The sequence below is a fragment of the Salipiger thiooxidans genome (assembly GCF_900102075.1).
GTDB lineage: Bacteria > Pseudomonadota > Alphaproteobacteria > Rhodobacterales > Rhodobacteraceae > Salipiger > Salipiger thiooxidans.
This window is the reverse complement of record NZ_FNAV01000033.1, coordinates 14,699-28,001: the sequence shown is the minus strand read 5'-3', so window position 1 is coordinate 28,001 and position 13,303 is coordinate 14,699. Positions and strand designations below refer to the sequence as shown.

At 64.3% G+C, this 13,303-nt stretch carries 11 protein-coding genes and 2 pseudogenes; 10 read left to right on the top strand and 3 right to left on the bottom strand.

The features are described 5' to 3' along the window. The 3 genes and pseudogenes from BLQ77_RS26415 to catB form a co-directional block, all read left to right on the top strand. Positions 1–174 (top strand): annotated as a pseudogene (locus BLQ77_RS26415) (IS5/IS1182 family transposase); the annotation flags it as partial. 171 nt (positions 175–345) lie between these two features. Next, positions 346–1,404, top strand: a pseudogene (locus BLQ77_RS26410) (IS5 family transposase). A 289-nt stretch (positions 1,405–1,693) separates the two neighbouring features. After that, positions 1,694–2,329, top strand: a complete 636-nt coding sequence (gene catB, locus BLQ77_RS26405) for a type B chloramphenicol O-acetyltransferase (protein ID WP_089964088.1) — start codon at positions 1,694–1,696, stop codon at positions 2,327–2,329. Positions 2,330–2,669: 340 nt separating this feature from the next. On the opposite strand, the gene BLQ77_RS26400 is transcribed toward catB, so the two are convergent. After that, on the bottom strand, positions 2,670–3,572 hold the full coding sequence (locus BLQ77_RS26400; protein ID WP_089964087.1) for an AraC family transcriptional regulator: 903 nt from the start codon (positions 3,570–3,572) through the stop codon (positions 2,670–2,672). Positions 3,573–3,712: 140 nt separating this feature from the next. Between BLQ77_RS26400 and BLQ77_RS26395 the strand changes: the two genes are divergently transcribed. Continuing rightward, positions 3,713–4,468, top strand: coding sequence for an SDR family NAD(P)-dependent oxidoreductase (locus tag BLQ77_RS26395; RefSeq protein WP_089964086.1), 756 nt, complete (start codon positions 3,713–3,715; stop codon positions 4,466–4,468). 324 nt (positions 4,469–4,792) lie between these two features. Here the strand turns inward: BLQ77_RS26395 and BLQ77_RS26390 are convergent, their stop codons facing one another. Continuing rightward, entirely contained in the window at positions 4,793–5,731 is a 939-nt protein-coding gene (locus BLQ77_RS26390; RefSeq protein WP_089964085.1) for an alpha/beta hydrolase family protein, read from the bottom strand. A 144-nt stretch (positions 5,732–5,875) separates the two neighbouring features. Between BLQ77_RS26390 and BLQ77_RS26385 the strand changes: the two genes are divergently transcribed. Next, a complete protein-coding gene (locus BLQ77_RS26385) occupies positions 5,876–6,784 on the top strand; it encodes an AraC family transcriptional regulator (protein WP_089964084.1) in 909 nt (302 codons plus the stop codon). A 360-nt stretch (positions 6,785–7,144) separates the two neighbouring features. Here BLQ77_RS26385 and BLQ77_RS26380 read toward each other — a convergent pair whose 3' ends face one another. Next, positions 7,145–8,026 carry a LysR substrate-binding domain-containing protein gene (locus BLQ77_RS26380; protein ID WP_089964083.1) on the bottom strand — a complete coding sequence of 294 codons (882 nt, stop codon included), beginning with the start codon at positions 8,024–8,026 and terminating at the stop codon, positions 7,145–7,147. Positions 8,027–8,143: 117 nt separating this feature from the next. On the opposite strand from BLQ77_RS26380, the gene BLQ77_RS26375 reads away from it, so the two are divergent. From BLQ77_RS26375 to BLQ77_RS26355, 5 genes are all read left to right on the top strand, one after another. Beyond that, positions 8,144–9,280, top strand: coding sequence for a TauD/TfdA family dioxygenase (locus BLQ77_RS26375; RefSeq protein ID WP_008887405.1), 1,137 nt, complete (start codon positions 8,144–8,146; stop codon positions 9,278–9,280). Beyond that, on the top strand, positions 9,277–10,011 hold the full coding sequence (locus BLQ77_RS26370) for a class II aldolase/adducin family protein (RefSeq protein ID WP_089964082.1): 735 nt from the start codon (positions 9,277–9,279) through the stop codon (positions 10,009–10,011). The genes BLQ77_RS26375 and BLQ77_RS26370 overlap by 4 nt, the downstream gene beginning before the upstream one ends. Next, entirely contained in the window at positions 9,938–10,981 is a 1,044-nt protein-coding gene (locus BLQ77_RS26365; RefSeq protein WP_242661878.1) for a LysR substrate-binding domain-containing protein, read from the top strand. Before BLQ77_RS26370 ends, BLQ77_RS26365 begins: the two co-directional genes overlap by 74 nt. A 165-nt stretch (positions 10,982–11,146) precedes the next feature. Beyond that, complete coding sequence (locus tag BLQ77_RS26360) at positions 11,147–12,106, top strand: ABC transporter ATP-binding protein (protein WP_242661877.1); 960 nt, start codon at positions 11,147–11,149, stop codon at positions 12,104–12,106. Between the two features lie 87 nt (positions 12,107–12,193). Next, a complete protein-coding gene (locus BLQ77_RS26355; protein ID WP_089964081.1) occupies positions 12,194–13,300 on the top strand; it encodes an ABC transporter substrate-binding protein in 1,107 nt (368 codons plus the stop codon). Positions 13,301–13,303 lie beyond the last annotated feature (3 nt).

The following is a 13,303-nucleotide window of genomic DNA, read 5'->3' as shown; positions in this document are numbered from 1 at the left end:
AAGTGCGTTGGCGTGGACCGATCACTCTACCGGCTGCGCAACTTGCTCGAACGGCGCTTCAACGAGCTCAAGAACGCCCGCCGCGTCGCCACCCGTTACGACAACACTGTGGAGAGCTTCCTGGACTTCATCGACATCACGTCGATACGTCTTTGGGTGCGCCATATGTCAACATGCCTACGACGAGGGCTGCGACTATGGCAAGCTCGGCGAGTGGTCGGACCAGTGACTTTGGGCTAGACCGGTCATCCCGGGCTCTTGACCTGAAGGGCAGTTTGCACCCACTCTGTTGCACAAATCGCGTGAGGGATTCATCTCGTGAATCCGGCATGGTAGCTGGACTGCATGAGCAGACCAACGCCGCCGACCTACAAGACCAGGAACTGGCCCGCCTATAACGAAGCGCTGAAGCGCCGCGGCTCGCTGACGATCCGTTGACCGGCAGTGCATTGCGCAGCAATGTCACGAGAGGTTGGTTCGACCCTTCGATGACTTGGGAAGCCACACCGACCGGCAAGCGCGGGCGGCAGCCCGACTACAGCGACGCCCCCATTCAGACCTGCCTGACCATGAAGGTGCTGTTCGGCATGGCGCTCAGGCAGACGACCGGGTTCGTCGAGAGCCTGCTGCGGCTGATCGGCCTCGACCTTGATCCCGGTGCCCGACTTCAGCACGCTGTCGCGTCGCCAGAAGATGCTGAAGGTGAACATCCCCTATCGAGGCTCGGACGGTCCGCTGCACCTGCTGGTCCCTCTCGGGACATTGCTGCGCAATGCCCTGCCGGGCAGCGGACAGCACCGGGATCAAGGTCGAGGGTGAAGGGGAGTGGAACGCCCGCAAGCACGGCGGCACGAAGCGGCGGGTCTGGCGCAAGATCCACATTGGTATCGACGAGAAATCACTTGAAATCCGGGCCGCGGAGGTCACCACCAGCGAGATCGGTGACGCCCCCATGCTGCCCGAGCTGCTCGACCAGATCCCGCCCCAGCAGGAGATCGCCACCGTCACCGCCGATGGCGCCTTCGACACGCGCAAGTGCCACGACGCCATCGCCGCCCGAGGTGCCGCCGCAATCATCCCGCCCCGCAAGAACGCCAAACCCTGGAAACCTGGCACCGCCGGAGCTGTCGCGCGCAACGAAATCCTGCGGACATCGAAGCGTGTGGGTCGAACCATCTGGCGATCCCTCTCGGCAGCATCCTGCGGATGCGCCTGTCGGGCAGTGGATGGAGCGGTTACTACCGCCGAAGCCGCGCTGAAACCAAGATGCACTGCATCAAGCTTCTCGGGCAGCGCCTGTCCGCGCGGGACTTCGACCGTCAGGTTGCAGAGTTCCAGGTCCGTGTCGCCGTCCTAAACGGGTTCACCGCCCTCGGCACACCCATCACAGAGGTCGCAGGATAGGTCCGTCCGGGGAAAGGGGAACCTCGGTGTTCAGACGATTTGTGCAACAGAGCCTCGTCCATTGGCCCGCGGTGTCGCGGTGAACGCCGGTGCTTTACGCGTGCTTCGCGATCCGGGATACAGGGCGGGCACCGGTCTCAATGCCGCGGAGGAGCACATATGAAGTCAGCAGACCGAACATCCTGAATACGGTCCCGGACAGTGCCTCGGGGCTGTCGCGCATCGCCACAGGCGACTGCGCCGGGTTCGCGCGTCTGCGCATATGTTACATGCCTTCAGAGTTCTTCAAATGGAAAACCACTTCGAAAGCCCGTTTCGCGGGGTGACGCTCGATCAGCAGGTCACCAATCCCAACATTACAGTGGGTCGCTACAGCTACTATTCGGGCTATTATCACGGCCACAGCTTCGACGACTGCGCCCGCTACCTCGTGACCGAGGAAGGAGCCGACCGTCTTGTCATCGGCAGCTTCTGCTCCATCGGCTCGGGGGCGTCCTTCATCATGGCTGGCAATCAGGGCCACAGGGCCGACTGGATCAGCACCTTTCCCTTCTACTGGATGTCCGAGATTGCGGCTTTCGAGGGAGCGCAGAACGGATACCGGCCCGCAGGCGATACAGTGATCGGCAACGATGTCTGGATCGGCACTGAGGCGATCGTCCTGCCCGGCGTCACCATCGGCGACGGCGCGGTGATCGGCACGCGGGCCGTGGTGACTCGCGATGTCCCGCCCTATGCCATCGTGGGCGGCAACCCCGCGCGCGTCATCCGCATGCGCTTCGGGGACGTTCAGATCGCGCGCCTGCTCGAGATGCGGTGGTGGGACTGGACCGAGCCGCAGCTGAGCCTCGCGATGCCGCTGCTGACAAGCGGGGATATCGAGGCGCTCCACCGGCACTGGTCGTGCCAGGTTCGCGTCGGCTGAAGCGCGTGGGCGCTCCCCGGGTCATGCAGGCGTCATGGCGGCACGGGGCTCGAAGCGCGCTTGCGACGAGGTGGCGCGCATGCAGTCGGGCGGGTCGTTGTGCCTGGCGACGGACCAGGGACGCAGTGGACATGTCGCGCTGCGGCGGGAGGGGCTGCCTACTAAGCAAGTCACCATGACACGTCCGGCCCAAACCTGCCGTTCATCGCCGGACCCGACCCTGCAATGCAGCTTCATCAGACCAGTCATTGATCCATTGCGCCGCTTTTTCGGGCGCCCAAGGTCGGCTCTGCGGAACAAAGCCGACCTTGGTCCATGTGCAGGGGTGCATGCCGAGCACTCAGGCGACGGCATTTGCGGCGCGTATGTCCTTTCCAGGAGGTGCATGGAAAAGACGGCCGTATTCCCGGGTAAACTGGGTCACGCTGGCGTAGCCGACCATGTGAGCCGCCTGTGCGATCTTCGCGCCCTCTGCCAGCATGAGCCGCCTCGCTTCAATCAGGCGAAGCTGTTTCTGGAATTGGAGCGGCGACAGGGTCGTGATGGCGCGGAAGTGCTTGTGGAACGCGGGCTCACTCATCGCGGCGGCCTCGGCGAGTTCCTCGACCCGGATCGGACGGGCGTACTCCCGCCGCAGGATATCGACCGCGCGCGCGATCCGTCCCGCGTGGCTGTCCGGCACCCCGAGTGCCGCGATGGCCGGGCCGTGAACCCCCATGAGAAGCCAGTAGTGCAGCTCGCGCAGCAGGCCATCGGCGAGCACTGGCAGGGCCTCGGGCCGATCCAGCAGACGCGCAAGGCGAAGGGCGGCATCGATGACCTCTGTGTCGATCGGCTCCACCCTCACGGGCGGCGCCTTACCCGAACGCACGGAGACGGCCGGGCGCAACGCACGCAGGATCGCGGGGTCGAGTTCGAGGACGAGCGCATAGTAGGGTGCCGCGATACTGGCGCGGGTAATCCGGCTGACCGTCGGGATATCCGCCGCGATGACCATCGCCTCCCCCGGCGCGTATTCGAAGCTCGCGCCCAGCGTGGTCACACGCTTCCTCCCCTGCAGCAGCATGGCGATCACGGGCTTCTGGACGGCAACCATCAGCTCTCCCGGGTGCAGGGCACGCACTAAGGTGAGGCCCCGTGCCGGAGTCGGCGCCGACCCGTCGGGCCGGGAATTGGCGTCGGCGAACCGGCGGCAATGGGCGAGCAACTGAGCAAGAGGGGGACTGCTTTGGGCAATGGTCATGCAAGATATTATGGCCGGGATCGGCCTGTCGGGGAAGAGGTGAATGGAAACAGGCAAGTCATGGCGAGATTCAGGCAACCACGAGCGTCGGCGCTCTTCTATTTCAGAGTGACATCATGACACCCTGAAAGGACAGTCCCATGAGCAAGATCGCTCTCGTCACCGGCGCCAATCGCGGCCTCGGTCGCAACACCGCTCTCGCCATCGCCGAAAGAGGCGGCGACGTCATCGTCACCTATCGCTCGAACGCTGAGCAGGCAGAGGAGGTCGTGACCCTTATCCGCGAGATGGGGCGCCGGGCCGTGGCTCTGCCCCTCGACGTTGCCGACACCGCAAGCTTTCCGTCCTTCATCGAGAGCCTGCGCGCTGAACTGCGCAACATCTGGGGTCGCGACAGCTTCGATCACCTCGTCAACAATGCCGGGCATGGCGAGTTCGCCCTGATCGAGGAGACCACCGAAGCGCAGTTCGATGGCCTGTTCGCGGTCCATGTGAAGGGCGTCTTCTTCCTCGCCCAGGCGCTTCTACCGATTCTGGCCGACGGCGGGCGGATCGTGAACTTCTCCTCCGGCCTGACGCGGGTCTCCTTCCCCGGCTTCGCGGCCTATTCGGCGGCAAAGGCGGCGGTCGAGATGCTCACGGTTTACATGGCGCGGGAATTCGGTGCGCGGGGCATCGCGGTAAACACGGTTGCGCCGGGCGCCATCGAAACGGATTTCGGTGGCGGTCTGGTCCGCGACAATGCCGAGGTGAACGCTCAGTTCGCGGGGATGACAGCGCTCGGCCGCGTCGGGCTGCCGGACGACATCGGTCCGATGATTGCCAACCTTCTGCGTGACGACAATCGCTGGGTGACTGCACAGCGCATCGAGGTGTCGGGCGGCCAGACGATCTGATCACATAACGTGATATGCGACGCGCCAACTCCCTCGGCGCGTCGCCTTACTGGTCGATCCGGGGCGCAGGAGTGGATTGAGACGGGCTGCGCTTTGTCTGGTTCGTCTCACAGCAGACTTGCGGCGACGCGGTGGAGCGTCCCCCGATTCTACAGGGCCTTCCATCGCTGACCACGGCCCAGAACTGACTTCGATTTCGTCAGTCAAGTTGGCCCCTCCGGCCTTGAGCTGCCTTTCGTGCTTGGCGCAAAGGATGACCGGGGTCAGCCGTTCCGCGACTTTCAGGCATTTGACCAGCGCGCGATCCTGAGCAGGCTTCGCTCGCTACGCAGACGTAACCCGCGCCAACGCAGATGCAGGGCCATCCAGCACGTCGCTGGCCGTCCGCCACGCCGCCTTTTCAAGTCCGAGCGTGTCGCGCAGCCAGGCGAGCGTCATGCGCTTGGTGGCTTCGAGGACGTCGGGCATCTCGGCCTCGGTTTCTTTCGCGTCGAGCGAGGCAATGCCGCCCAGCCCGTGGCCGACACCATGCATCGTCAACAGCGCCTCTGCACCGGGGCCATCGTGGAAGGAATCGGCGTACCAGTCGGGCCCGCGGGTGGTGAAATGCGGTTGATCGGCATCGCCGCAGACCACGAGGGTACGCGTTGTCAGGGTCGAGAAATCAACCTCGAAGAAGGGGAGACGCTCTGCACTATCCGGGGTCAGCTCGCTGCCACCACGGCCGGGCGCGGTCAACAGGATGCCCGCAGAGATGCGTGGGTCGCGGAAGTCCTCTCCTTTCACGCTGGTGCCCAGCAACAGGCTGGTCGTGTGGCCACCAAGCGAATGGCCCACGGCCGCGACCCGAGCCGGATCCAGGCGCCCCGAGATTGCCGGTGCCTGCTGTATGATCTCGTCCAGGCGGTCGAGGATGGTCTTCATCTCGGCCACCCGCTCGCGCCAGAAGAAAGGTGCCCCCTCGGCGTCCGAGGGCAATCCGGCAACGTGGGAACTGGCATGGGTCGGTTGGATCACGGCAAAGCCGCGCTCGGCCCAGAACTGCGCCAGGTGGGCGTATCCATCCTTTGATGCGATGTAGTTCGACGGTCCGTGCCCATGCGACAGCAGGACGATCGGGATGCCCGTGCCCTGCACCGGCGCCGTGATGCGCAGCTCAAGCGGTTGGCGCCCCTCCATCGCCAGGGTGAGGGGGGTATAGGCCACGGTCGGCGCCGAATCGGGCACGGGAATATGGCGGGAAAGGTCGATCAGGTTGTTCATGGGACACAGGCTCCTGGTCATGAAGGGAGGGCGTCGCGCCCCGGTCCGGGATCACGGCGTCTGGACTCCGGAAAATCACATGATCAGAAGATGGACGGCCTGCCTCGGACTTTCTATAATAGATCATCCTGAAATGATTAGCGTATGTCCGAAGCCATGAGCGATCCCCTCGCAGATGTCGTCAGCCTGCTGCAACCCGTCCCGTCGATCTCCAAGCGGGTGACGGGGGGCGGAGGCTGGAGGGTGGAACGCACGGAAATGGGCACCCCCTTCTATTGCGCCATCGTTTCGGGCGGTTGCCTGCTGACACCATCGGGACGTGATCCGATCCGGCTGGAGGCCGGTGATTTCGTGCTGGTGCCCGAGATCTTCGATTTCGTGATGACGGGCCTTGTGCCGCCGGGGCCGCAGGCAACGCCCCTGTGGCAGGAGATCAGCCCCGGCGTCATACGGCAGGGAGATCCCGAAGCGCCCACGGACGTGATCATGCTGGTCGGCCACTGTTCCTTTGCCTCGCGCGATCGGCCGCTGCTCGTGTCGCTGTTGCCCGATATCGTGCATGTCCGGGGCCAGGATCGACTGATGCAGCTGGTGCAGATGATCGATGACGAGACGCGCGGCGCCCGGGTGGCCCGCGACATGGTTCTGGGGCGCCTGCTGGAGCTGCTGCTGATCGAGGCGCTTCGCGCGACCGCCGACACCATCGTATCCCCCGGAATGCTGCGTGGGCTTGCCGATCCCCAGCTTTCGGTCGCATTGCGTGAGATCCATGCGGATCCCGGACGACCGCATTCGGTCGCCGCCCTGGCAAAATCCGCCGCGATGTCGCGATCGACCTTCTACGAGAGGTTTCACCGCGAAATCGGCGCGGCCCCCATGGAGTATGTCACCAACTGGCGCATGGCAGTGGCGGGGGAGATGCTGATGAAGAGGACAGCCCCGATCGCCGAGATCGCACGCGAAGTCGGCTACGGGTCAGCGAGTGCATTCAGCGTGGCATTCGCGCGTCATACAGGGAGGCCACCGGGAGCCTTCGCCGACGCGCAAGGGTGAGCTGCCAATCCGCACCGCAGGGCGACCCACTTCGACCGCCATTCACGGGCGGCAGTTCCGAGCCGTCCAATCTGACGGACAAGGCGTCTCGAGCTTTCTCAAGCGGCCCGTTTTCTACGCATCGCTGCCTTTCGTCTATGTGCAGCGAACGGCTTGCTATGCGGGAGCCATCCACACAGGACGTTCGCGCCTCTCGGAGCATGTCTGCCGCTTGGATGACCGCAATGCGGACGTCCCTGTCACGCGCTGCAGCAGCTCGATCTTTGCCGGGGTTCCGGGAGGGCTCGTTGGAAGGGCGGTAAAGCCGAGTTTTGTTGCAGTGGCCGCCCCGTCGCCCGGCCATGAGGGGGCGGCGTAAGCTCACTCATCTGCGGTGATCCAGTCCAGGAAAGCCTGCGCGGGGCCCGACGGGCGTCGAGGTCCAGTCACGTAGTAGGATGTGCCTAGATCAAGCTCTCCGTCTGGCCACATGCGCAGCGCGCCCTCGCGGACCGCACCGCTTGCAATGGAGCGCCAGCCCAGCATGACACCGCGCCCGTCCAGCACCGCCTGCGCGGCCTGAACGTAATTGTTAAACGTCTGACCCGACAGCCGGCTGCGTTCGATCCGCCGGGCGCGCAGGTATTCCTCCCAGCCGGCCCAATGCTGGTTGTGCGGGCTGCGCACGTGAATGAGTGGTGCCGCATCGAGCCCGACCCCCTTCCCGAGAAGGCTTTCGAGCAGCTGGGGGGCCGCCACCGGGCAGACGCTTTCGTCGAACAGTTTCACTGTCGTGCCCTCGCTCCAGCCGCCGGTGCCGTAGCGGATGGCCACGTCGATGCCGGGAGACAGGTGCGGCAGGTCGGTTGCCGGAGCTTGTACGTTCACGGTCACATCCGGGTGCGCGGCGTAGAAATCAGGCAGACGAGGCATCAGCCAATAGGTGGCCATGCCCAATGTGCAGGACACTGTCAGCTGGGCGCCGTCCTGCCCGCTGAGTGCCCGGATGTCCTCGAGCGCCGCCGCGATCTGTCCCAGCCCGTCACGTACCGCACGGGCGAGAAGCTCGCCCGCTTCCGTCAGCTGCGCGGGACGCGTGCCGCGATCAAACAGAGAGGTGCCGATATGATCCTCGAGCGCCTTGACGGTCTGGCTCACCGCGGACGCGCTCACGTTGAGCCGGGCGGCGGCAAGCCGCGCCGAACCATGCCGGGCGACAGCCTCGAAGGTGGTCAGCAGGCGCAAGGGGGGCAGGCGGTTCATAAAGTTAATCCGGGGCTTAAGTTAGCTTCACGCTAATCCGGCTTTTGGCGGAAAGGAAGACGTGAAATGTTTCTTCGCAGAAATCTCCCCACTCACTCCAATAAACTGGAAACGCGCATGAATGTCATGACCTCCACCGTGGCTGATCCGGTCCTTGAGGACAACGGGCTGAAGCTCCTTCTCTCCGACGGGAAATCTCATTACTTTAACTATCACTGGCTGCGCGACAACTGCCCCAGCTCGTTCAGCAGCACCACACGCGAGCGCAGCTTCGACATCTTTCATCTCGAGGCCGCCCCCAAGGCGAAGACCGCCGAAGTCACTGGCGATGTTCTGGAAATCACCTGGGACAGCGAAGACCACGTGACCCGTTTCCCGCTGGCATGGCTCGAGGCCTACAAGACCCCGCAGCGCCGCGCCGATCCCGCCGACCTCGCCCGCGAGGCGTGGTACGGCGACCATTACCCGAACGTGCCGCGCTTCAGCCAGCCCGCGCTCAAGGCCGATCCGGAGCTGCGCGCCAAGTGGATCGAGGCGATGCTGGTCAAGGGCTTCGTGATCCTCACCGACATGCCGGACAGCGATGAGGGTCTCACCGAGACCGCCGAGATGATCGGACGAGTCCGCCCGACCTTCTTCGGCGATTACTTCGACGTGAAGACCCACATCAACCCGACCAACACCGCCTACACCGCCTCGGCGCTGGAGCTGCACACCGACACCCCCGCCGAAGAACATGCCCCCGGCGTGCAGTTCCTGCACTGCCGCGCCAACACGGTCGAGGGCGGCTACAGCCTCTATGCCGACGGCGTTGCGGTGGCGAACGATTTTCGCGCGCGTGATCCCGAGGGGTTCAAGCTGCTCGCGGAAACCAAGGTGCCCTTCTTCTGCGAGCACGACACCTATGACATGCGCTCGCGCCAGACGATCATCGAACTGGATCAGCACGGAGAGGTGTCCGGTCTGACCATCAGCCAGCACATGCTCGACATCTCGGACCTGGATCAAGAGCTGCTTGACCGCTGGTATCCGGCGTTCTGCCGCTTCGGGAAGATGCTGCAGGAAGAGAAGTACATGATGACCTTCCTGATGAAGGCGGGCGAATGCATGGTCTTCGACAACCACCGCATCGTGCATGGCCGCGCGGCCTATACCGCCGAAAGCGGCGACCGCTACCTGCGCGGCACTTACACCGACCGGGCCGAGATGCGCTCCACCTACCGCGCACTGGTGAGCGAGGGGCGTTTCAAATGAAGGACCTGACCCAGATGACCGGGAGCGCCGGGGAGACTGCCGCCCTGCGCCAGGATCTCTCGGCCGCCTTCCGCATCTGCCACCAGATGGGCTGGAGCGAGTCGGTCGGCAACCATTTCAGCGCGGCCGTCAGTGAGCACGAGTTTCTGCTGAATCCCTGCTGGCAGCATTTCGCGTCGATCCGCCCCCAGGATCTGCTGCGCATCGACGCCCGCGACGGGCGGGTGATCGAGGGGGAGGGCACGCCCGACGCGTCCGCCTGGTGCGTGCATGGCACGCTGCACCGCAAGAAACCGGAGGCAAGGGTGATCCTGCACGCGCATTCGCCTTACGCCACGGCGCTGGCCTGCCTGAAGGACCCGACCATCGTGCCGATCGACAACAACACCGCGCGGTTCTACGGGCGCACCGCTTATGATCTCGACTTCGGCGGCATCGCCGACGCCGAGGAGGAAGGCGAGCGGCTGGCGGACTCGCTGGGCGACAAAAGCGTGCTGGTGATGGGCAACCACGGCGTCACAGTGACGGGCGAGACCGTCGCGGCGGCCTTCGAGGATCTCTACTTCTTCGAGAAGGCGGCGCAGACGCTGATCCTAGCCCGGTCAACGGGGGCACCGCTGGCGGTGCTCTCGGATGCGGTGGCGCAGAACACCGCCGATGGCTGGCGGGCCTATGCCGGAATGGCAGAACGGCACTTCGACTTTCTCAAGTCGCAGCTCCCTGCGCTCTGAGCGCTCGCATGCAGGCCCCCGCCGGTGTATCCAGCGGTGGCATCCACGCGCGAGGCCTGCCATCAAACGCTACCCTTCCATTCAGGCGCTGCGTGCCATCGAGAGCGTCGCCCGCAACGGCGCCCTCTGGCGCGCCGCAGCCGAGCTGAACGTCACGCGCAGCGCGATCAGTCACCAGTTGCGGCTGCTCGAGGCCGATCTCGGCTTCAAGATCGTCGAACGCAGCGGCAACAAGTCCGAGATCACGCCCCGCGCCCTTGCATATGCCGAGGACGTGCGCCGTGCGCTCAGCATGATCGCCACCTCCACCGCGCGGGTGGCGCAGGAGGGGCTGACCGGCTCGCTGACGATCAGCGCCACACCCGGCTTTGCCGATGGCTGGCTGTGCCTGCATCTGGGCGATTTCATCGCCGAGCATCCCGACGTGGTGGTAACCGTCCTGAGCTCCCACAAGATGGCAGAGACCACCAATCCCGAGATCGACACCTTCATCACCTTCGGGCACGAGCCGCGCGCCAACCTCAGGACGGAGCCATTGTTCGCGGTTGAGTTCACGCCCCTCTGCAGCCCTGCCTATCTCAGCCGGTTCGAGAGCTTCAACGACTTGCGCATCTTGCAGCAGGCGACACTTTTGCACATCACCGATTTCACCGATTGGGAGGATTGGATGGCCCTCTCGGGGCTGCCGTCCGAGGATGCCCGGCGCGGCATCTGCTACTCGGACATGAACATCGTCCATACGGCGGTTCTGGCGGGGGAGGGGATCGCCATCGGCGACACGGTTCTTTGGGGAAAAGACCTGCGCGAAGGGCGTCTGATGCGGCCGTTTTCGGCTTCTTTGCACGCGGACACCGGTTATTTCATTTGCACGCCCAAGGAAAATATCGAAAATCCCATTGTTGAAGAGTTCCATAAGTGGCTGAAATCAAAGATTGAATTTAGCAGGCTAAGCTCATCCAGAAGGCCATGACAAAAGACGTTTGTCACGCATCTGAATAAGTTTCATTTGCAGTTCACCTCTGCTCTCCGCACCCTTGGGGCACAACGGACAGGAATGAAGAGCGAGGCGATTGTGTCAGACACAACGCAGATCGAAGCACGTTCGGTCGGAAAGAAATACGGGAAGTTCCACGCTTTGCGGGATGTTTCCCTCGGGGTCTCGGAGGGCGAGTTTCTCTCCCTGCTCGGCCCATCGGGTTCGGGCAAGACCACCTTCCTCATGATGCTTGGCGGATACGAGCCGGTGACGTCGGGCCAGCTGCGTCTCGACGGGCAGGACATGACCACCTGGTCGGCCAACCAGCGCGGCTTCGGCATGGTGTTCCAGGGCTATGCCCTGTTCCCGCATCTCACCGTGGCCGAGAACATCGCCTTCCCGCTGAAGGTGCAGAAACGCAGCAAGGCACAGATTGTCGACCGTGTCGCGCAGATGGTCGAGATGGTCGGCCTCGACGGTCACGCCGACAAGAAGCCCAAGGCGCTTTCGGGCGGGCAGCAGCAGCGGGTCGCACTGGCTCGGGCGCTGGCCTACGAGCCCAAGGTGCTGCTGCTCGACGAGCCGTTCTCGGCGCTCGACAAGAACTTGCGCGGGCAGATGCAGGAAGAGCTGCGCCGCCTGCACCGCGAGCTGGGCACAACCTTCGTCTTCGTCACCCATGACCAGGAAGAGGCGCTGGCCCTGTCGTCCCGCGTGGCGATCTTCAATCAGGGCGCGCTGCAACAGATCGGCACACCGGCCGAGGTCTACGAACGCCCCGCCAACCGCTTCACCGCGGAATTCCTCGGCGACATCAACATCCTGTCGCTTGCGGGTCTGTCCGACGCGCCGATCGAGCTGCCCACCAATGCGGCGGCCTTCGACACGCTGGCGATCCGCCCCGAGCACATGCGCCTTGCCACCGACACTGACGCCAACCAACTGCCTGCCACGGTGCGCGACCGGGTCTATCTCGGATCGAAATCCCGGCTGCTGCTGGAGACCCGGGCGGGTGAAGAGCTGATGCTCTATTTCGACAACGGTCCCGGAGTGCCGCCGCCCGCTGCGGGCACCGAGCTGCGGGTGGCCTGGAACACCCCTGACAGCTTCGCCATCTGACGTCGGTTACACGACAATTCCCCGACCCGCGGCGCAGGTCGCTTCGGGACGACAAGACCCATTCAAAAAAACCAACAGGTGAGACTCATGAACACTCATTTTCAGAACGACCTCGCGGAGATCCTGAAAGAACGCGCCGCCAAGGGGCAAATCTCGCGCCGCCAGATGCTGCAGGGCTTTGCGGCTCTGATGGGCACCACCGCGCTTGGCGCGGGCGCGGCGAAGGCGCAGGAGGGCCGGCTGGTCTTCGTCAACTGGGGCGGCGATGCGCTCGATGCGATGGACGAAGCCTTCGGTACACCGTTCACCGAAGAGACCGGTATCGAGGTGCTCTATGACGGCTCCGGCCCGACCGAGGGCGCGATCACCGCACAGGTGCAGGGCGGCAACCCGACCTGGGACCTTGTGGACGCGGACCCGTTTTCGTCGCAGGCGCTGGGGCGCAAGGGGCTCATGGAGCCCATCAACTATGACATCGTTGACGAGGCAAAGCAGCGTGAGGGCTTCGGCTGGGAATACAGCTCGTCCTGCTATTTCTACAGCTACGTCATCGCCTACGATGCGACGCGCTTCGACGAGCCGCCCACCTCCATCGCCGATTTCTTCGACACCGAGAAGTTCCCCGGCAAGCGGTCCATGTACAAGTGGGGCGCGGGCATGTGGGAAGCGGCTCTGCTGGCCGATGGCGTGGCGCCGGAGGATCTCTACCCGCTCGACCTCGAGCGTGCCCATGCCAAGATCGAAGGCTTCAAGGAACACATCGGCGCCTTCTGGGGCGGCGGTGCCGAAAGCCAGTCGCTGCTGCTGAACGGCGACGTGTCGATGGCGCTGATCTGGAACACCCGCGCGAGCCTGCTTCACAAGGATACCGAGGGCGAGATCACCTTCACCTGGCAGGACGGCATCATCGGCCCGGGCGGCATCGGCGTGCTCAAGGACAACCCCGGCGGCACCGAGGCCGCGATGCGCTACATCGCCGCCACGCAGGAGCCAGAGCGCCAGGTCGTGCTGTTCCAGATGCTGGGGAACGCGCCGTCGAACCCCGCCGCCGACGCGCTGATCCCCGAAGACGAGCGCCGCTTCAACGCGATGGACCCTGAGAACCTGCCGAAACAGGTCGCCCTGGATACCGACTGGTACGAAGAGAACTACGGCGCCGCGCTCGACGCCTATCTTCAGATCATCTCGGCCTGATCG

Coding starts and splice junctions, on each gene's coding strand:
- catB (WP_089964088.1), top strand. CDS start 1,694: ATGGAAAACCACTTCGAAAGCCCGTTTCGCGGGGTGACGCTCGATCAG.
- BLQ77_RS26400 (WP_089964087.1), bottom strand. CDS start 3,572: ATGACCATTGCCCAAAGCAGTCCCCCTCTTGCTCAGTTGCTCGCCCAT.
- BLQ77_RS26395 (WP_089964086.1), top strand. CDS start 3,713: ATGAGCAAGATCGCTCTCGTCACCGGCGCCAATCGCGGCCTCGGTCGC.
- BLQ77_RS26390 (WP_089964085.1), bottom strand. CDS start 5,731: ATGAACAACCTGATCGACCTTTCCCGCCATATTCCCGTGCCCGATTCG.
- BLQ77_RS26385 (WP_089964084.1), top strand. CDS start 5,876: ATGTCCGAAGCCATGAGCGATCCCCTCGCAGATGTCGTCAGCCTGCTG.
- BLQ77_RS26380 (WP_089964083.1), bottom strand. CDS start 8,026: ATGAACCGCCTGCCCCCCTTGCGCCTGCTGACCACCTTCGAGGCTGTC.
- BLQ77_RS26375 (WP_008887405.1), top strand. CDS start 8,144: ATGAATGTCATGACCTCCACCGTGGCTGATCCGGTCCTTGAGGACAAC.
- BLQ77_RS26370 (WP_089964082.1), top strand. CDS start 9,277: ATGAAGGACCTGACCCAGATGACCGGGAGCGCCGGGGAGACTGCCGCC.
- BLQ77_RS26365 (WP_242661878.1), top strand. CDS start 9,938: ATGGCTGGCGGGCCTATGCCGGAATGGCAGAACGGCACTTCGACTTTC.
- BLQ77_RS26355 (WP_089964081.1), top strand. CDS start 12,194: ATGAACACTCATTTTCAGAACGACCTCGCGGAGATCCTGAAAGAACGC.